Origin of the sequence: Acidisphaera sp. S103, assembly GCF_009765975.1 — a bacterium.
Classification (GTDB): domain Bacteria; phylum Pseudomonadota; class Alphaproteobacteria; order Acetobacterales; family Acetobacteraceae; genus Rhodopila.
In genome coordinates, this window is record NZ_LMUJ01000115.1 from 1 (window position 1) to 19,457 (window position 19,457).

At 63.6% G+C, this 19,457-nt stretch carries 13 protein-coding genes; 4 read left to right on the top strand and 9 right to left on the bottom strand.

All coding sequences use genetic code 11. From position 1 onward, the window contains the following. Positions 1-36 precede the first annotated feature (36 nt). The 7 genes from GSQ89_RS37855 to GSQ89_RS37885 all read right to left on the bottom strand — a co-directional run bounded on the left by GSQ89_RS37855 (position 37) and on the right by GSQ89_RS37885 (position 6,721). Positions 37-1,332, bottom strand: coding sequence for a cytochrome c biogenesis protein/redoxin (locus tag GSQ89_RS37855; protein WP_158933288.1), 1,296 nt, complete (start codon positions 1,330-1,332; stop codon positions 37-39). Between the two features lie 68 nt (positions 1,333-1,400). After that, complete coding sequence (locus GSQ89_RS37860; RefSeq protein ID WP_158933289.1) at positions 1,401-1,820, bottom strand: organic hydroperoxide resistance protein; 420 nt, start codon at positions 1,818-1,820, stop codon at positions 1,401-1,403. Between the two features lie 60 nt (positions 1,821-1,880). Further along, positions 1,881-2,687 (bottom strand): SDR family oxidoreductase, encoded by an 807-nt coding sequence (locus tag GSQ89_RS37865; RefSeq protein WP_158933290.1) that lies wholly within the window; start codon positions 2,685-2,687, stop codon positions 1,881-1,883. Positions 2,688-2,815: 128 nt separating this feature from the next. Then, entirely contained in the window at positions 2,816-3,325 is a 510-nt protein-coding gene (locus GSQ89_RS37870; RefSeq protein ID WP_158933291.1) for a cytochrome P460 family protein, read from the bottom strand. A 3-nt stretch (positions 3,326-3,328) separates the two neighbouring features. Next, positions 3,329-4,381 (bottom strand): alpha/beta fold hydrolase, encoded by a 1,053-nt coding sequence (locus tag GSQ89_RS37875; RefSeq protein ID WP_158933292.1) that lies wholly within the window; start codon positions 4,379-4,381, stop codon positions 3,329-3,331. A gap of 46 nt (positions 4,382-4,427) precedes the next feature. Further along, positions 4,428-5,198, bottom strand: coding sequence for an ATP-binding protein (locus tag GSQ89_RS37880; RefSeq protein ID WP_158933293.1), 771 nt, complete (start codon positions 5,196-5,198; stop codon positions 4,428-4,430). A gap of 242 nt (positions 5,199-5,440) precedes the next feature. Continuing rightward, positions 5,441-6,721, bottom strand: coding sequence for an epoxide hydrolase family protein (locus GSQ89_RS37885; RefSeq protein ID WP_158933294.1), 1,281 nt, complete (start codon positions 6,719-6,721; stop codon positions 5,441-5,443). 167 nt (positions 6,722-6,888) lie between these two features. On the opposite strand from GSQ89_RS37885, the gene GSQ89_RS37890 reads away from it, so the two are divergent. Continuing rightward, positions 6,889-9,765 carry a winged helix-turn-helix domain-containing protein gene (locus GSQ89_RS37890; protein WP_216856658.1) on the top strand — a complete coding sequence of 959 codons (2,877 nt, stop codon included), beginning with the start codon at positions 6,889-6,891 and terminating at the stop codon, positions 9,763-9,765. Positions 9,766-10,085: 320 nt separating this feature from the next. On the opposite strand, the gene GSQ89_RS37895 is transcribed toward GSQ89_RS37890, so the two are convergent. Continuing rightward, the gene (locus GSQ89_RS37895; RefSeq protein WP_158933295.1) at positions 10,086-15,239 is read right to left on the bottom strand and encodes a helicase-related protein; all 5,154 of its coding nucleotides are present in this window, start codon (positions 15,237-15,239) and stop codon (positions 10,086-10,088) included. Between the two features lie 124 nt (positions 15,240-15,363). Then, positions 15,364-15,585 carry a hypothetical protein gene (locus GSQ89_RS38945; protein ID WP_216856660.1) on the bottom strand — a complete coding sequence of 74 codons (222 nt, stop codon included), beginning with the start codon at positions 15,583-15,585 and terminating at the stop codon, positions 15,364-15,366. Between the two features lie 108 nt (positions 15,586-15,693). Here GSQ89_RS38945 and GSQ89_RS37905 point away from each other — a divergent pair, with 108 nt between their 5' ends. The 3 genes from GSQ89_RS37905 to GSQ89_RS37915 all read left to right on the top strand — a co-directional run bounded on the left by GSQ89_RS37905 (position 15,694) and on the right by GSQ89_RS37915 (position 19,288). Continuing rightward, positions 15,694-16,926: a site-specific integrase gene (locus GSQ89_RS37905; RefSeq protein ID WP_158933296.1), complete on the top strand. Its 1,233-nt coding sequence runs from the start codon at positions 15,694-15,696 to the stop codon at positions 16,924-16,926. A 200-nt stretch (positions 16,927-17,126) separates the two neighbouring features. After that, positions 17,127-18,287, top strand: a complete 1,161-nt coding sequence (locus GSQ89_RS37910; RefSeq protein ID WP_254073572.1) for a tyrosine-type recombinase/integrase — start codon at positions 17,127-17,129, stop codon at positions 18,285-18,287. Next, positions 18,284-19,288 carry a tyrosine-type recombinase/integrase gene (locus GSQ89_RS37915; protein ID WP_158933297.1) on the top strand — a complete coding sequence of 335 codons (1,005 nt, stop codon included), beginning with the start codon at positions 18,284-18,286 and terminating at the stop codon, positions 19,286-19,288. Before GSQ89_RS37910 ends, GSQ89_RS37915 begins: the two co-directional genes overlap by 4 nt. Positions 19,289-19,457: the final 169 nt, after the last annotated feature.

The following is a 19,457-nucleotide window of genomic DNA, read 5'->3' on the forward strand; positions in this document are numbered from 1 at the left end:
CCTTCCTCGACGACCTCGCCGGAGTGCCATCCGGTGTCATCGCCGATCTGGCGCAGCAATTGGGTATTGGCAAACCGGATTGTGTTGTCGTCTATCCTTGGACGGCGCTGGGCCATTGGCTTCGGACAACAATTGTTGGATCAGCCTTTCGGACTCCGCGTAGCCGCCCTCACCGAGCACGCGTTTGCGTATCCGCCCATCGGCACCAATGAAGTACAACGCCGGCCACGCTTGATTGCCGAACGCCCGCCAGATCCCGAAGTCGCTGTCTATGGCAATGGGATAGGAGATACCGAGCGCGGTCAGCGCCTTCGCAACGTTGACGGTATCTTTCTCGAAGGCAAACTCCGGCGTGTGGACACCGACAATCACCAGCCCGCGATCATGGTATTTCTCCGCCCAGGCGCGGAGATGTGGCAGCATGCGCAGGCAGTTGATGCAGGAATAGGTCCAGAAATTCAGCAGAACGACCCTGCCGCGCAGATCGCTGGCTTGCAGCGGCGGCGCATTCAGCCATTGCCGCGCGCCGAGCAGCGATAGGAGCGGCGGGGACAATGCGGGTGCGGGCGCGGCGCGCGCAGAGTGCGCGATCAAGGCAGGTTCGTTTCGCAGTTCGACGACAAGGTTTTGTTCCAGGGCAGCCACGGTTACCGAGGACCAGCGTGTCAGCAGGTCGGTGTCGAGCCCCAGCCAGATGATCGCGGCGCCGGCCACCATGGCCGCGCCGAGGATGCGGCGAATGGCGTCGCTCGATCGGATCGAGCGCTTGGCGACAGCTAGCAGGCGCCCTCCGAGAAACATGCCTCCTGCGAGCGATGTTGCAGCACCCAAGCCGTAGGTCAGGAGCAGGAGGGAGGTTTTGATGCTGGGTCCACTTAGCGCCGCGCCGCTCAGGATCAATCCGAGCACTGGACCGGCGCAGGGCGCCCATACCAGGCCGGTCGCCATCCCGAGAACGACGGATGATGCTGACGTCGTGCCTTCGGCCGGCGCACGCTGCGCTGCCCAATGCGACAATCTTAAGCCGATGAACATGATCGGCGTCATCATGCGAGTGGCCAGTACGGGCAAGAGCATTGTCAGTCCGAACAGCGTCATCACCGCCAGTGCGGCGGCTCTGCCATAGCTGTTCGTTTCCACTGCCCAACCGCCGGCGACCGAGGCAAGAGTTGCCACGACTGCAAAGGCACCAGCGAGCCCGAGAAGCAACGGCAGGCCGCTCCGCAGGAACGGCTCGCCGGCGCGCGCGAGGACGAACGGCAAGATCGGGAAGATGCAAGGTGTGGCGATGGTGAGCAGGCCAGCGAGATAGGCAATGATGAAGAGTGTCATCGGCTACACCTTGGGAAACCGTGGCCTGCCCGGTCAGCGCGGGCAGGCCGCTTTGGTGACGGTTCGGCTCAGACCAGATTGATCACGACGTCGACGTTGCCGCGGATGGCTTTGGAATAAGGACATGTCTGGTGCGCGGCATCCGTGAGGTTCCGGGCGACGTCGCGTTCCAGACCAGGCAGGCTGACGTTGAGACGCGCCTGGAGAAAATACGAGTCATCGACAAGGCAGAGGTCGATTTCCGCATCGATCGCCGTGTCGGCCGGAAGAGCGATCTTCATCTTTCGCGCGGCCAGCCCCATGGCGCCTTCGAAGCAGGCGGACCAACCTGCTGCGAATAGCTGCTCCGGGTTGGTACCGATGCCCGTGCTGCCGGGCACCGAGAGCTTGATGTCCAGGCGGCCATCGCTGCTGCGGGATGTGCCGTTGTCACGGCCGCCGGTCGTATGGGTCTTAGCGGTGAACAACACCTTGTCACGTTGGGTCATAGGTGAACTCCTCGATAACTTTTGGGTTGGAGGTTGGGGGTTGGAGATTTGCGCTTTGCTTTACGCCGCTGCGCCGGCCCGGTAGCGCGCTGCCGGGACGTTGAGGGAAAGGTTGGGAACCAGCGCCTGGCGCGCTGCTTCATACGCATCCCAATCAGCGACGTCGGGCAGGGAGGGAATGGTGACGTACTCGCCTTGATCGAGGCCTGCCAAGGCGGCATCGACCATGTCATCAGCTTGCATCACGATCCCGCTCGGCAGATGCCCAACTGGCGTCCCGATCTTTGCCCATAGATCCGTCGCCGTCGCACCGGGCAAAACAGCCTGGATGCGCACATTCTTTTCAGCCAGTTCCTTATGCAGCGACAATGTAAAGGCCAGAACGAACGCTTTCGTTCCGCCATAGACACCGTTCAGGACTTCCGGTGTGATGCCAAGGATTGAAGAGATATTGATGATCGTGCCACCGTCGCGGGCGACGAAACCCGGCGCCGCGGCATAGGTCAGTCGGGTGAGTGCGCTGACATTGAGCGCGATCATGTCGGCCATCTCGTCGACGTCGGACAGTAGTAGCGGGCCTGCGGCCGAAACGCCCGCGCAATTGACCAGAACCGTAATGCCGACATCGGTGCGCAATATCGCTTCGACGCGCTCGACGTCTGCCTTGTGGTTGAGATCCGCCACGACAATTGCGACCACTCGTCCGGTCGCGTCCTTGATGCGCCCCGCCAAGCCGGCGAGCCGCCCATGGTCACGGGCCACAAGGATCAGGTCGTGGCCGCGACGCGCCAGCCGGTCGGCATAGACGGCGCCAATACCCGAGGAGGCGCCTGTCACGAGTGCAGTACCCTTTGCGGAAGCGATCATAATTTTGTCCTGTTGCCTCGAGTTGCGTTCTTCAGACCGGGCGATGGCGCTGGGAGGTCAATTGACTAGCCCCAAGCGACGGTGGTGATCGAATCGCGCCGCCGCTGCTTGTCGTGAGAATCGGATCGTCATTGCGCGTATCGCGTAAAAACGAAGTCATGCGCCTGTACTCGCGCTGCGTGGCAGACAAAGCACGTTTGGTGTTGCGCTTCATCGACGGCCGTGCCTTCGACAAATCGGCCGAATCCCCACCCGCCACTGGCAGAGTATTTTTTCGAATCCTTGACCATGACTTGGACCGTGGTCGCCGCCCCGGGGATGGAGGCGGGTTCATATTCGGGGGATTGGACGCGGCTCCAGGCTAACTTCACGAGGATGGTTCCATTTGGAAAAGGAAGAACTCCTTCCCGATAGGCTTTGATCGCAGCGGCATTCCCGAGAACGGCGCGAAGCTCGCTCAAGGGATTTGCCTCTTCGGCCGGCGCGATTAATTCCCATTGTCGATATCCTTCGGGAATCGTCACGCCAAAAATGGGCGATGCGTCTTCAGCAGTCGGGACCTCGGATGCCGATGACGTCAAGCAAAGCACCGAGGACAGCATGACAACCGCAAATAGTCCTGGAAGGACTGGTTTCATCGGTCAGTATCCGTCGGCTTCGATGATGGCGGCAGCGAAGTCCCGTGGGGCTTCCTGCGGAAGATTGTGCCCGACGCCGCCCGCGATTGCCCGGTGCCGGTATGCGCCAGCGAATTTCTTGCGATAGGCTGCTGCGTCCGGATGCGGCGCGCCATTGGCGTCGCCCTCGAGTGTGATCGTAGGGATGGTGATAACCGGAGCGGCGGCAAGCCGCTTTTCCAGATCGTCATAGCGCGGCTCGCCGTCGGCCACGCCGAGCCGCCACCGGTAATTGTGGATCACCACGGCGACGTGGTCCGGGTTGTCGAAGGCCGCTGCGCTGCGATCGAACGCGGCGTCATCGAAACGCCATTGCGGCGAGGCGAGCTGCCAGATGAGCTTGGCAAAATCGTGGAGGTACTTCTCGTACCCGGCCCGGCCGCGGTCGGTAGCGAAGTAATATTGGTACCACCATTGCAGCTCGGCGTCCGGTGGCAATGGCATCCGGTTGGCTTCGGGACTGCCAATGAGATAGCCGCTCACGGAAACCATGGCCTTGCAGCGTTCCGGCCAGAGTGCCGCGATGACATTGGCCGTCCGAGCGCCCCAGTCGTAGCCGCCGAGGATCGCTCGATCGACCTTGAGGGCATCCATCATCGATACAATATCGACAGCCAGCGCCGCCTGCTGGCCATTGCGGACCGTTGCACTCGACAGAAAGCGCGTCGTGCCGTAGCCGCGCAGGTACGGGACGATCACCCGGTAGCCCGCCGACGCCGACAAAGGCGTGACATCGACAAAGCTGTGAATGTCGTACGGCCAGCCGTGCAGAAGAATGACTGCCGGACCGTCGGGCGGACCCGCTTCGACGTATCCGACGTTCAGGACGCCGGCGTCGATCTGCCTCATCGACCCGAAAGAGGCGTTCATCGCCGGCTTGATCACTTGTAGGTCCGCGACATCAGTTTTGCTTGTCGCCGCTTCTACCGAACCATTCAGCCCGGTCTGGCCGGCGGTGATCGTCATGGCCGCAATGCCCAGGAAGCGGCGACGGGCATGATTGAGGGCTTTGGGCATGTCACTCTCTCTAATTGATTGGGGCCGTTGTCGCGTCCCATCGACGTTATGGTGCCGCTGATCTGCTGAGCGCCGACCCGCGGTCGCGATCCTGCAATTGCCTGCGATAGCCAGTCGTCACTGATAGGTCCTTGTACGTCGGCAATACGATCTCGGCGTTCGTCCCGACTGCCCCGGACCGACGATAAACCAAAGCCCCCTCCAGCAGGTCGGCCAGTGCAACTGCAATCCCGCCTTGGCCGCTCGCATGGGCTTCGGACACGCCGACACCGTCATCAACGACGGTGAGGCGGACATGCGATGTGTCGAAAGCCCGGAGCGTGACATCGATCAGCCCACCGACCTTGCCGGCGAAACCGTGGCGAAGGGCATTGCTGACAAGCTCACTGGCGGCCAGCACCAGCGCGCGGCGCTTGTAGGCGGGCAACGACAGGTGCTCGATGTCGGTGCGGATAACGATGCGCCCAGCACCCGATCCGAATAATGCGACGAGATTACGTACGATGCCCCGCAGCACGTCGGAGCACGGCAGTACTGCTTCGTCCTGCTCGATATCCAGCGCCCGATACAGCGCCGCCAAATCATTGGCTCGTTTCTGCTGCGACCGCGCGGTGACGTCATTGTCGGCACTTGCTCCGGTCTTCTGCTGTAGCTGCGCCGCGAGATGCAGGATGCTGCAGGCACGCTGCATCGCCTCCTGCGCCCATAGCGGGCGCAGTACGTCGCGGCCGCCGCTGCGGTATGGCTGGGCGGCGTCGAGCAGGAGGCCGACAATCTGGGCTAGTCGAGGCGACAACGCCTCTGAACGCGCGATCATCATTTCCAAGCGTGGCGCGCGCGAATGGACAACCCTCCCATTGCCCCCCCGATCGGGCCGGACGGCACCGGGAAGGATGGCCAACTCAGCTGTCGTTCGGCTCATCAGGGCATCTCCTTGGTTGGACGCAGCTCGCAGTCCGCGTGGTATGCGCCGGCAATCGGAAACGTGATTGATTGCGGTATCGATATCGCCGCATGGTGCGGGGGCGACGCACGCACGTTGCGTGCGCCGCCTGCCGGTCACGCCAACGAACGTAGCGACCTGAACGCTGCTCGCATCTCGGCAGAAAAGAGCACCGGCTCTTCCCACGCCGCGAAGTGACCGCCCTTGTCGACCTCGTTGAAATAAATGAGCTTGTGATAGCTCCGCTCGACCCAGCTTCGCGGTGCCTGATAGATCTCTCCGGGAAACACCGTCACGGCGGCAGGGATGGAGATGTCGACCGCGTTGAAGTTGTTTGCGTTGTTTTCCCAATAGAGTTGCGCGGAAGAGATCGCGCTGTTCGTGACCCAATAGAGAGTGATGTCATCGAGCATCTCATCTCGCGTCAGAGAGCGCTCCGGTTCGCCGCCGCTATAGGTCCATTGGGCAAACTTGTCGTACATCCAGGCGGCCAAACCGACCGGCGAATCCGACAGTCCGTAGCCCACGGTTTGCGGACGGGTCACCATCATGGCGGCATAACCGCAGTTTTTTTTGTAGAAAGTATCGAGCTTCTCGAATGCGGCCTTCTCCTTCTCGGAGAGCCCAGCCGGCGCCGGATCGCCGTCGTTGATAGCCTTTGCAACATCGGGTGGAACCGTCGCAGGCATATTTACGTGGATACCAAGCAGCCCCGCCGGGGCCTGGCGCGCCATCGCATCCGCGACGACCGAGCCCCAATCGCCGCCTTGAGACACGTAGTGCTGGTATCCCAGACGCTCCATCAGCACGGCCCAAGCGCGCGCGATGCGAGCGGGACCCCAGCCCGTGCTTTGCGGCTTCCCCGAGAAGCCGTAGCCCGGCATCGAGGGCAGAACGAGATGGAAGGCGTCCTCCGCTCGCCCACCGTGCGCCGTGGGATCGGTCAGCGGACCGACGACCTTCAGCAGTTCCAGGACCGAACCCGGCCAGCCATGCGTGATGATCAGCGGCAACGCATTCGGATGACGGGAGCGGATATGCGCAAATTGAATGTCCAGGCCATCGATTTCGGTGATGAACTGCGGCAAGGCGTTCAGCTTCGCTTCCACCTTGCGCCAGTCATACTCGGTGCCCCAGTAGCGGGCGAGCGCCTGGATCTTGGCCAGCCGCACGCCCTGGGACTGGTCGGTGACGGTCTCCCGGTCGGGCCATCGTGTCGCGACCACGCGTCGCCGGAGATCAACCAGCGCGGCCTCCGAAATGTCGATACGGAAGGGCCGGATTGCGTTGTCCTCGGTCGCGGCGAGCAGCCTGGCGGGAAGCAGGCTGACGGCGCCGGCGGCGGCGGCAGTGGAGAGAAGGCTCCGCCTCGTTGGTGACAGCGAAGGTAGGGTCATGAACGGTCTCCTTGGTTTCGTCGGTCTGCCGTCGGTGAATTGGCTTCCCCGACATAGGCAGACCCCACCCCAAGATGCTCGTCAGCGGTTGTGAGCGGCTGTGAGCAGTTGCCAGCCTTGGCACCGCACCGGCCCGTGGCCTAGGATGCGACCCAGGTCAGGTGGCCATGAAGGATGACGCCATGGCGGGGAGGGTGGCGCACGGCGGCGACGTCTTGTCGTTTGGTCGTTTCGAGCTGTTTCCAAGCGAGCGCTTGCTGACTGCCGATGGCGCTCCAGTGGAACTGGGCGCTCGCACCCTGGATACGTTGATCGCCCTGGCGTCACGTCCCAACGAGGTTATCGGCAAGCGGGAGCTCATGGCGGAGGTCTGGCCCGACGTCACCGTGGAAGAAGGCAGTTTGCGGTTCCATATTGCGAGTCTTCGCAAGACGCTGCGCGAGGGGAAAGATGGCGCGAGATACATCGCCACTCTGGCCGGCCGGGGCTACTGCTTCGTCGCGCCAGTCGCGCGGTCCAGCGAGCGGGCGACCGCGAACGTGGCGTTGGCAGGCTATGCCCCCAAGGCGAATTCCCTGCCGGCCAGGTCGATGCGAATGGTCGGTCGGTCAGAGGTGGTTCGCGCGCTCTCAGCTCAATTGATCACCTCACGCTTCGTCACCATTGTCGGCCCCGGCGGTGTGGGCAAAACCACCGTTGCCGTCGCAGTCGCCCATGATCTGCTGGAGGCCTTCGCCGGCGCCATCGTCTTCGTCGACCTTGGGCTACTAAACGATCCGGCCATGGTGTGCGCCTCACTGGCGTCCATGCTGGGCGTGTCCGTTCAATCCGACGATACATTCCCGAACCTCACCGCCCACCTACGCGACAAGCGGATGTTGGTGATCCTCGATAATTGCGAGCATGTCATTGACATGGCGGCACGCGTCGCCGCTGCCATATTCACGGTCTCACCGGAGCTTCATATCCTCGCAACCAGCCGTGAACCGCTGAGGATCGAAGGTGAGCAAATTCATCGTCTGATGCCGCTCGGTGTACCGCCTGACGATCCCGGCCTGACTGCGCCGATTGCTCTGACCTACCCGGCGATCCAGCTATTCCTGGAACGCGCGGCCGCGAGCGGCGCCCCGCTGGATCTGACGGATGCGAACGCTGTCACCGTCGCACACATCTGCCGGAGACTTGACGGTGTGGCACTGGCGATAGAGCTGGCGGCCGGCCGGGTAGAGGCATACGGCCTGCAGCAAACAGCGTTGCTTCTCGACGAACATCTCACTCTGTTGTGGTTGGGGCAGCGTACTGCGCCCCCTCGCCAAAAGACCCTGCAGGCTACGCTGGACTGGAGTTACGGACTGCTGTCCGAACTTGAACGTGTGGTGTTTCGTCGCCTCGCCGTGTTCGTCGGACAATTCACCCTTGAGGCGGCACTGGCCGTCGTGACGAGCCCGACGGTTGCCCAGACTCTGGTCTTTGGCGCCGTCGACAGTCTTGTTGCCAAGTCGCTGGTCGCAACCCGTCCGGTCGGGGCAATGATGCGCTACCGGCTGCTGGAGACCACACGCGCTTACGCTTTGGCCCTCAACGTCGAAGACAGCGAGCTTGCGGATCTTGCGGCGCGACACACCACCTATTTCCGCCGATGGTTGGAGCAGACCGGGTCCGAATGGGCGACGCTTTCGAATGCGGCGGAACGGGCGCCCTTTCTAGCCAATCTGGGCAATGTGCGCGCTGCGTTGGAATGGTGCTTCGGACCCGACGGCTGCGCGGAGAGCGGGATCGCATTGGCCGCCGCGGCTGCGCCGGCTTTCCTGGCGCTGTCCCTGCTGACCGACTGCAAGCGCTGGTCGGAGCGCGCGCTGCGGGCGCTGAGCGATGACACGCGCGCGGGCGCCGAGGCAATGCACCTGCAAGCCGCGATGGGGTTATCGCTGATGTTCACCGGCGGCAACAGCGACGCGGCGCGCGTGGCATTGAACAGCAGCCTGGCGATTGCCGAGGAACGCGCCGACGCAGTCAATCAACTGCAGATGCTTGGCCGGCTGCATATGTTCCATCACCGCATCGGAGAGTTCAGGGTCGCGATGTCTTATGCACAGCGGAGCTGCGCTGTTGCCGAAAGCGTCGGATCGCCGGCGGCTACCGCGCTAGCCCGTTGCCAATTGGGCATTTCGCTCAATTACCTCGGCGACCTCGGCGGCGCGCGCGCGGAGCTTGAGGCGGCACTGCAGCAAGGGCCGGGCGCCCAGCGCACCAGCGCGATCCTGCACGGCTTTGATCATTACAACATCACCAGTGGTTACCTGGCGCGGACGCTGTGGCTGCAAGGCTATCCGGATCAGTCCACGCGACGCGCGCGCCTCACTGTTGAGCAAGCCAGGCGCATCGACCATCCGGTAACGCTGTCGGTTGCATTAGTGTGGGCGATTTCCGTCTTCGTTTGGGTTGGCGATCTGCAAAGCGCTGAGGAGCACACAAATCGACTCATTGCCCACGCTGAATCCCACTCGCTGGCGCCCTATCTTGCGACTGCGCGCGGCTTCGAGGGAGAGCTGGCCATCCGCCGCGGCGACGCGGACAAAGGGGTTACGCGGCTGCTTGCCTGTTTGGCCGCTTTGGAGGTGACGCGCTACCAATTGCTGGCGACAGCGTTCAATATCGCGTGCGCGAACGGGCTTGCCATGATGGACCGCGCCGACGAAGGACTTGCAAGGATCGATGAAACGATGCGTCGGGTCGAGGCGAACGGAGACCTGACCTATATGGCGGAGCTATTACGCGTGAAGGGTAATCTTCTTCTCTCGATCTCTGGACCTGTCGGAGACGATGCAGAATCCTGCTTCGCGCAGGCGCTCGAGTGGAGCCGCCTGCAGGGCGCGCGGGCATGGGAGTTGCGCACCGCGGTCGATCTGGCGGGGCTTTGGGCCAGCCAGGGGCGGCCTGATCCGGCCCGGGCGCTTCTGCAACCGGTGCTCGCGCAGTTCAGTGAGGGACTTGATACAGCGGATCTGAAGGTGGCTGGACAGTTGCTGGCCAGATTGAGTTGAACCAGAGGCTTGATTGACGAGACGTACCCAGCAGCTTTGGCATGATTTGCAACGAACGGAGAGGTCTCCCCATCCCACCAATCTTAGCTGTGTGAATTGACGCCGGCTTCGGTGGCTGTGCGGGGCGCGATCGAAGAGTAGATTATCTCGATCCTGCCAGGGCAGACGAACTGAATGGCTGCTTTGGAGCAAAGCGTCTAGACCCGCGAGCGTCGGTACTAGGCGCACAGCAGTCGGCACGGTGTGGCGCTGTACGGCCGGTTCCGAGATCACCTGATTGGCAGTCTGGCGGCTGAGGTGCATGGGTCGGAAAGCGACATTCACACTGAGGCAACTACCGCCGGGTGGTTGTCGTTGACCAAGCCCTCGGTGCCGGCCAGGTCGGCCTCGATGTCGGCAATTTGGCAAAGCTTGCCATCCAGTTCGCCCTGCAAGGGGAACAACGCACCCAGGCGCGGCTCGTAGCCAGCCAATCGGGCTTTCGCGTCGTTGACCCGACGGCGATGCTCTTCCAGTTCCGCCTCCATCCGGTCAAGGGCGTGCTCCAGCCGGGCAATCAGTCCGATCGGTGTCGTTTCGCCGTCGATGCCGATCGATTGGGAAAAATCCGTCCGTTCCAGCGCCAGGTCTGGCACCAGCCGCGCGTCATGCCGGCCGGAGCGGATGTCGCAGGTCAAGTCGAAGCCGCCGATACGGCCGACCTTCCATCTGCGCTCGGTGCGTTCGCGCGCGGCAAGACGGATCTTCGTCAACAGCGAGGCGCCAGCGGTCTTGCGTTGCGTGAGCGTCCGGCCCTCGATGTCGATGGTGAATGTCTCGCCCCGGGTCGGTTGCCGCCGGGCCAGGTCGGTCGTGATCGCCCCGATCCGCCCCTCGGCATGGGCCTGATCGTGCCGTGCATCGCGGATCTGCCGCCGGACAGCGTGCTGGTCGTCCACATGCGCCGCGCGTTGGCGTTGCAGCCGGGCGATCTCGCTCTCCAGCCCCGCCTTCTGCATCAGCCGGCTGTCGCCCGATGCAATCGCCTTCGCCATCGCGAACTGGTTGGCCTGGCTGCCCACATCCTCCAACCGCCGGATCGTCCGGTCGCCGGACAACGCCGCCTCGATGAACCGCGCCTTACGCTCGTTGTTCTGCCACATCGTCGCATCCATCGAGCCGAGCGTGGCGTAGGCATGAATGAGAATCTCGTCGTGCTGATTGCCTTGCCGTTCGATGCGGCCCTCGCGCTGCTCGATCTGGCTGGGCAGCCACGGCACATCGAGATGATGCAACGCCTTCAGTCGCTGCTGCGCGTTGACGCCGGTGCCCATCGTTTCCGACGAGCCGATCAGCACCCGGATGCGCCCGGCCCGGAAGTCGGCAAACAGACGCTGCTTGTCCGCCGACCGCTTATAATCCTGCATGAACGCGATCTGACTGGCGGGAACCCCGCGAGCGATCAGTTGTTGCTTGATCCAGCGATAGGCCGAGAAACCCCGTGTCGCTTCAACATTGATCGTGCCGAGGTCGGAGAAGATCATCTGCCCGGCCCCAGGGATCGGATACGGCGTGCCGTCGGGCCGGCGGTAGCTCTGCGCCGTGGTTTCGGTCCAGATGCGGTGGACGTTGCCGATCAGCTTGTTGAGCTTGTTCTCGGGTTCGTCCCCGCTGCCGTGCCGGACCAGCCGCATGTCGATCGCCGCATGCCGCCCGTCGGTGATGACGGAAAGCAGGATGTCATCGCCCTTCTGCACCTTGCCGGTGCGGGACTCGATCGCCTTGATCCGGCGCGCGAGATGCTGCTGATAGTCCTTGAAGGCCGGACTTGCCTCGGCCGTGACCAACTGGCGCTCGCCGCCGCGGATGCGCGGCAGTTTCAGTTGATCGCGCAGGTCGACCTTCTGTACCACGTCCGCAACGGATCGGAACATCATCATCAGGTCGGCGACGTTGATGAACGCGGCGAAGCGGGTCACCGGCTTGTAGGTGCCGCTCGGCTGTAGCTCCAGTTCGGTGCTGGTGTCGCCGAAGGCCGACGCCCAGGCATCGAACGCATGCACGTCCCGGTCTTGCAGCGCCTCCGGCGCCAGGAACCGCAGCAGCGTATACATTTCTCCCAATGTGTTGGTGATCGGAGTTCCGGAGGCCAGGATCAGGGCGCGCCCGGACCGCTGGCGATCGAGATAGCGCGCCTTCACGAACAGGTCCCACGCCCGCTGCGAGCCGTCCGGATCGACCCCCTTCAGGTTTACCTGGTTGGTGGCGAAGCTCAGCTTGCGGAATTCCTGCGCCTCATCGACGATGATCTGGTCGATGCCGATCTCTTCCAGCGTCACCATGTCGTCGCGCTTGCTGTTCAGCGCCGCCAGCTTTTCGGCCAGTTTCTCCTTCATCGCCTCCAGGCGCTTGCGGGTAATCCGGTCATCGCCATCGGTGTTCAACGCAATGGCTTCGTAGGCAGAAATCTGCTCCTCGATCATCTCGCGCTCGAAGCCGGAGGGCACCGGGATGAAGCGGAAGGCCGCGTGGGTGATGATCACGGCGTCCCAGTTCGCCGTCGCTGCGCGCGCCAGGAAGCGCGACCGCTTCTCCTTGACGAAGTTGGTCTCGTCGGCGACCAGGATGCGGGCGGTCGGGTAGAGTTGTAGGAATTCCCGGGATACCTGGGCCAAGCAGTGGCCAGGCACGACGAGCATGGCCTTGCCGATCAGGCCGAGCCGCTTCTGCTCCATGATCGCGCCGGCGATGGCGTAGGATTTCCCGGCGCCGACCGCGTGGGCGATGTAGGTCGAACCGGACGCGACGATGCGCCAGATCACCCGCTTCTGGTGGTCGTAGAGGCGGATGATGCTGCTGGCGCCAGGCAGCGTCAGGTGCCGTCCGTCGAACCGGCGCGGCACCAGGTTGTTGAAACGGTCGTTGTAGAGGCGGGCGAGCCGGTCGGTGCGGTCGGCATCGGTCCAGATCCAGCCGGTGAAGGCGTCCTTGATCTTCGCGAGCTTCTCCTTGGCGGCCTCGGTCGCCTCGCTGTTGAGCACCCGCTTTTCCACCCCGTCCTCGACGACGGTGTCGAAGATTTGCGGCATGGTGCTGTTCAGGGCGTCGTGCAGCAGCCAGCCGGCGTTGCGTCGCGCGGTGCCCCATTCGGAGGTGCCGGCGGCGCTGCCGATGAACGGCGCTGCATCCACGGACCAGGCGGCGATCTCGACGGTATGCCGCACCCTTGTGGCGGTCCCCATCGCCTCGGCGGCGAATGCTTCCACATCGGCCGCAGGAATCCAGGGTGCGCCCAACCGTGCGGTGATGTCTGACGGCAGAAGGTCGTCGGGCTGCACACGCCGCAGCGCCGTCACGTTGCGCGTATACTGGGGATCGCGTTCAGCTGCGGCCTCGGCGAGCGCCAGCTTGGTGCGGACGGACCCCGAGAGGTAGGCGTCGTCGGTCTCCCAGGATTCCGTGCGCGGATTACGGAACACGGTTTCGCCAAGCTGGGCCAGGGCAGTCTCGGGATCGCGGTCCAGCAGCTCGGCCAGATGATCGATATCGACGCGGCCGGTCTCGTTGAGGGTGACGGCGAGCGCGTCGGCCGCGGTCGTGATCAGCGGCGTGGCGGGCGGGGCGATCACCCGTTCGCGGAAGATTGGCCCCATGCGGGCGAGACCGCTTTCAATGTCGAAATCTTCGATGCTGGCGACCAGCCAGCAATCGGGATCATCGGCGAACGGTGCCAGGTTCGGCCGGCGATGGGTTTCTCGTTCGTCGCCGGTTTCCGGGTCGGTGGTGACCGAGACGACGGTGTGATTGATGGGTCCGAAGCCGCGGACAAAGCCGCTGTAGGCGATGCGCAGTCGGACCTGAGCCGGTATCCAGGGTTGATCGGCCGCCTGCGCGCGCAGCACCTCGCGCACCGCGTCGCGGATTGGCAGCAGGCCACGGATGATCTTTTCCCCATGGGCGAGGATGCCGCTGCTGCCCTTACCCGACTTGATGGCCACGACGCGCGCTTCGCCGTCCACGATCTGCATCAGTTCGCCAGTCTTGCCGAGTAGGTAAGAACCTTCCTTGATCGTGGCGCCATCGGCCGCGATGCCCACCTGCACGGCTGTTCCAGCGTCGTCGTCGCTGTCGATGCTGGCCAGGGATTCGCCTGATGCGGTGACGATGCCAGCGGGCAACCGGTCGAGCGCGTCGGTCAGCAGGGTCTCGAGGGCCGGCTCGCCCTTGCGCGGCCAGCAGGTATAGGCGAGGGCAGGGCCATAAATGCCACGGCTGAGCGCGTGATCGCCCAGCACCATCTCCGGGTGTTCGGCGAAGTAGCGGTTCACCTGGATGGCTGGTGTGGCGGGGGCGCCGCTGTCGTCGGTATCGTCCGCTTCGCCGCCTGCATCATCTTCATCCGCCATCGCAGACTCAACGGGCGCAAGGCCGACCCATGCCGGACCGGCTGGTGCCGCGTCGTCGGCGCGGCGCTGGAACACAAGGATGTCGATCACCACGTCGGTGCCGGCGGTGGCGCGCATACTGCCCTCGGGCAGTCGAACCGCGCCCACCAGGTCGGCCATGCCGGCGATGCAATGGCGGGCTGTGGTGTTGGCCTTATCCATCGTGCCGGTGCTGGTGAGAAACAGCGCGAGGCCGCCGGGACGCAGGCGCATGATCGAGCGAACAATGAAATAATCATGTACGCGCAGACGCAGTGCGCGGGTGACGGGATCGGCTCGGACCACGCGATCGGCGAAGGGCGGGTTGCCGATCGCTAACTCGAAACCGCCAGCCAGTGGGCTGCGCGTATAATCTTCGCAGCGCACGCGGGCCTCGGGATGTACCAGCCGCGCGATGCGCGCGGTGATCGGGTCGTATTCGATGCCGGTTAGCCGGGAGGTCGTGCGAAGGGGTTCCGGCAGTAGGGCAAAGAACAGTCCGGTGCCCATGCCAGGTTCCAGCACGCGCCCGCCGGTAAAGCCCAGTCGTTCGGCGGCGCGCCAGAGTGCGCGAATGATCGTCTCCGGCGTATAGTGGGCATACTGCGTGGCCCGTTGTAGGGCGGCATATTCCTCCGGCGTGACAGCGGCTTCCAGCGCCGCACCGATTTCCTGCCAGCCGTAGCGGAATTCGTTCTCGCCAGGGCGGCGAAAGCAGTTCTGCGCCAGTTCCGTCGCGCCGAAGCCGACGAAGCGCAGCAGTTGCGCCTGCTGGTCGGGGGTTGGTGCGCGGCCAGACTGCTCAAGCGCCTTGGACAGGCTGATCGCGGCGATGTTGTCGCGCGCCCGGGCGGGCCAGCCTCGGGCAAGCTCCCGATCGGCGGCGGGATTAAAGTTGCTGCCGCGCGCGGCTGGCGTGGTCGCAGGCGGCGGGGTATCGCTGTCGTCATCATCGTTGGCCGGGTCGCACGCGTCAGTGTCTGCGGCATCGGGCAGTACGTGCCGGGTCCAGCCCGACAACGCGGTGTTATCGAACAAGTTGAGCGTGAATGCACTGGTGTCGTTCGGCATGTGGGGTCCTCGTGCGGGCAGCCGCGCGGTCTCGGTCGCCTGGAGGCGGTCGAGCCGGACGGTCTGCTGATTGGGTTGATCGGAAGAGAAGGGGGCTGACCGGTCCCCGGTCAGCGGGACGGCGTTAGGCGGCGAGCGGCATCTGTTCCGGTGCCTCGGCCACGGTACCGTCGTCGCCGGTGGGCACGCTCTCCGGCGGTCCGGCCTGGCTGTTCGCGTAGTCGGGGTGGAAGGCGAGCAGGTAGTCGGCGATGCGCTGCGCGTCCGCCGCGGCGCGAAAAATCTCCTTACGGTCGGAGCGCAGCTTCTCCAGTAATCGCGAGGTGGCGATAATGTGAAGGAGCACCGTTTCTGCGCTGAAATTCCCTGAATACCGACAGCAAGCGCGGCGCGTTGCTGCGCATTATTTTCGTTGCGAGCCTCAGTGGTCTTCCAACCAGCTGAGGAGCCAATGATGACGGATACGGATTGCGAGCTGATCGCGAAACTCGGGAAAGTGCTCGCCCACCAGAAATACAGCCCGGTGGTCGTGGGTAACTATTGTTGTTACGCGCGGGCCTTTCTCGACTATCTTGTGCGACGTGACATGCCGGTCACGACAGTGACGCCACCGCAGGTCGAACAATATCTGCGCCACGCAATTTGGTCCTTTCGCAAGCGTCATGGCCGGCCTCCCGGTCCGCATTGGCACTCGATTCCACGTTCCGGAATCCACGCATTGCTGCGCCTTGCCCAGGGCCAGTGGCCACCGGCGCTGGAAGTGATCGGACCGGATGCAACGCTCCGGCAGGCGATCTGCCTCGCATACGAGACCTGGCTGCGTGACGAGCGCGGTCTGGCGACCGCCAGCATCGACGCGCTGATGTGGGAGGCAAGGCACTTCCTTGCCTGGCAGCTTGATCGCGGCGGAGCTGCCAGCCTGATTGAGCTGAGTGTCCGTGACATCGATCTTTACATGGACACGCGAACGCCCGGCTTGCGGCGCAAATCGCTCAAGGATGTTGCCGAACGGCTTCGCTCGGTGCTGCGCTATATGTACCGGACAGGGCATGTCCCGACCAATCTCGCACCGCACGTCATCGCGCCACTGCTTTACGCCTACGAAGGCGTGCCATCGACACTGGAGCGCAGCCAGATCGTCGCGGTGCTGGAGGCGACGAAGAATGATATCTCGCCAATGGGCCTGCGCGATTACGCGATGCTGCAGCTTCTCGCGACCTATGGGTTGCGGTCAGGCGAAATCCGGAACCTGCTGCTTGAAGACATCGACTGGCGCGCGGAATCCCTGCGGGTCCACCACTCCAAAACCAGAGCCTGTTCGTACTTGCCCTTGATGGCCCCGGTCGGCGAGGCGCTGCTCGATTATCTGCGCCAGGGACGTCCCAAATCCGACAGGCGGGAGGTCTTTATCCGGTCGCGTGCACCCTATCGCCCCTTGCGAAACATTTACAGCGAGATCCGGCGGCGGTTGTCGGCTGCCGGCGTCCAGCCGCCGGGGAAATGCGGCCCGCACGTCTTCCGTCATGCCCGAGCTGTCGAGCTGCTGCGTGCCTCGGTTCCACAAAAGGTCATCGGCGACCTGCTCGGACATCGATCGACCGAGTCGACGATCCCCTATCTCAAGCTTGCCACCGAGGATCTGAGAGCCATTGCGCTCGATGTGCCCGGATCGGAGGTGCTGTTATGAGCGCATGGCCTGATCCCGATCACACCGTGATCGCCCATTACCTGGGGAAACTGCGGCTGCGTAGCACCAATAGCCGCATCTATTACCGCCAGGTTCTTCAGGGTTTCCAGGACGTTGCCCAGCGCTACCCGGCCATCGACCGGCAGACGCTGGAGGTCTGGCTGCGGGAATGGGGAACATGCTGGCGCCCATCGACGCTGTTGCACCGCGCCCGCATCGTCGACCGCTTCCTTGATCATCTGGTCGAGATGAAGATGATCGCCAGCAATCCCATTGCCATGCTGCGCAGGGAGTACAGCGTCAAGCAAAGCAGGCCGATCTGGCAGGCATTGGCGTCATCGATGCCGGACCAGGCCCTTGCCACACTGCGCCGACCCGAACCGTTCGGCAGCGTGTTGGGCAAGCTCATGCGTGATCGTGTCGCGCTGATGCGCGGCCGGGGATACCGGTACACGACACAGACCGCATGGTTCCTGCGGTTCGACCGGTTCCTTCAGGCTCATCCGGAACTTGCGAGCGAACCGGTCGCGGTCATGCTGGAACAATGGGCGGCGGCCAAGCCAACCCGCGATCACGCAGCTGAATGCGAAAAGCTGAAGCGCACGCTGGCGAAGACCCTTCGCCATCTGGACCCGAGCATCCCGGCAAGGCGACCAGACACACGACCGCAACAGGAAGCGGCGCGGCAATATCGGAAACCGCATATCTACAGCCCCGCCGATGTGCGGCGAATGCTCGATATCGCCCGTTCCTATCCGTCGCCGCGCGCGCCGCTGCGACCGTTGAGCCTTCATACCATGCTGTTGCTGGCATACTGTGCGGGCCTGCGGCGAAGCGAGCTTGCGCACCTCGACCTGAGCGACGTTGACCTCCAATGCGGCACGATCACCATCCGCGAGACGAAGTTCTTCAAGACCAGAATCCTGCCGTTGCCCGACACTGTGATGGTCGAACTGCGCGGCTATTTGGATGCCAGACGACATGCCGGAGCGCCGCAGGATCCGCAGTCCGGGCTGTTCTGGCACGATCAAGGGAATGGTCGGCACACATCGACAGCAATCGCCTGGCTGCTCGTCGACATCCTTCGCCGCGCCGAACTCAAGCCATTACGCGGGCGAACCGGCCCGCGTCTTCATGACCTTCGCCACTCAATGGTCGTCAATCGGATCCTCGAATGGTACCGGTCCGGCACCAATCCGCAGAACAAGCTACCGTTCCTGGCGACCTATCTGGGTCATCGAGATATCAACTCCACGCTGGTCTACATCACCGTCACGCAGGATCTGCTGCAGGAAGCGAGCGAGCGGTTCCGTGTGGTTGGCGCAGCCTGCCTCAATCTGATGCAGGAGGCACGGCCATGAGAAAATCCGACCCGTTCCCCGCGTTGCTGCGCACGTTCTTCCATGAATGGCTGGCCGAGCAGCGCAATGCATCCATCCATACGATCCGATCCTATCGCGACACCTGGCGGTTGTTCCTCCGGTTCGTCGCGGAGCGAAAGGGCGGCGGGGTTGCACAGATCACCCTGGCTGACCTCACCGCCAGCGAGGTCAGCGCGTTCCTCGGCCATGCCGAGCACGAACGCCAGGGCACGATCGGCACCCGCAACTGCCGTCTTGCCGCCATCCGCAGCTTCTTCAACTTTGTAGCCGGCAAGGAACCCACGTTGATCGCGCAGTGTGCCGAAATCCTCACGGTCCCGGTCAAACGGGCAACGATCCCCGCGCCTTGCTATCTTGATCCGATGGAGGTGGAGGCGATCCTCGCACAACCGGACCGGTCGACGCTCGAAGGAATGCGCGACCATGCGCTGTTATCCTTCCTCTACAACAGCGGGGCGCGAATCCAGGAGGCGCTTGATCTGTGCCCTGAGGCCGTCCGGTTCGAAGCGCCGAGTTGCGTGCGGCTCCACGGCAAGGGGCGCAAGGAGCGGATCTGCCCGCTCTGGCCGGAAACCGTGATGCTGTTGAAGAAGCTGCTCGAGCGGCAGCCGCGGGCATCGAATGAGCGGATGTTCGTCAACCGGTACGGCCAGCCGCTCGGCGCTTCGGGCGTGCGATTCAAGCTCGCCGCCTATGTGGAGGCCGCAGCGAAAACAGTGCCAATGCTACGGTCGAAGCATGTGACCCCGCACAGCTTCCGGCATGCGACCGCCGTCCATCTCGTCTCCGCAGGCGTCGACATCACCGTCATCCGCAGCTGGCTCGGGCACGTCAGCCTCGACACGACGAACCACTACGCCCAGGCCAATCTCGAAACGAAGCGCAAAGCGCTGGAGCGCGTCGGCGCCCCAGCGACGGGCGGCCGGCCACCGTCGTGGAAACGGGATGCGAGCGTACTCGCCTGGCTCGACACGCTCTGAATTAATGTGAAGGACGAGGCCGGAAAATCCGCGACATAGCGAAGCCGCGTCGCGCTCCTTCACATTATCGCCGCCTCGCGATTACTGGAGAAGCTGCGCTCCGACCGTAAGGAGATTTTTCGCGCCGCGGCGGACGCGCAGCGCATCGCCGACTACCTGCTCGCCTTCC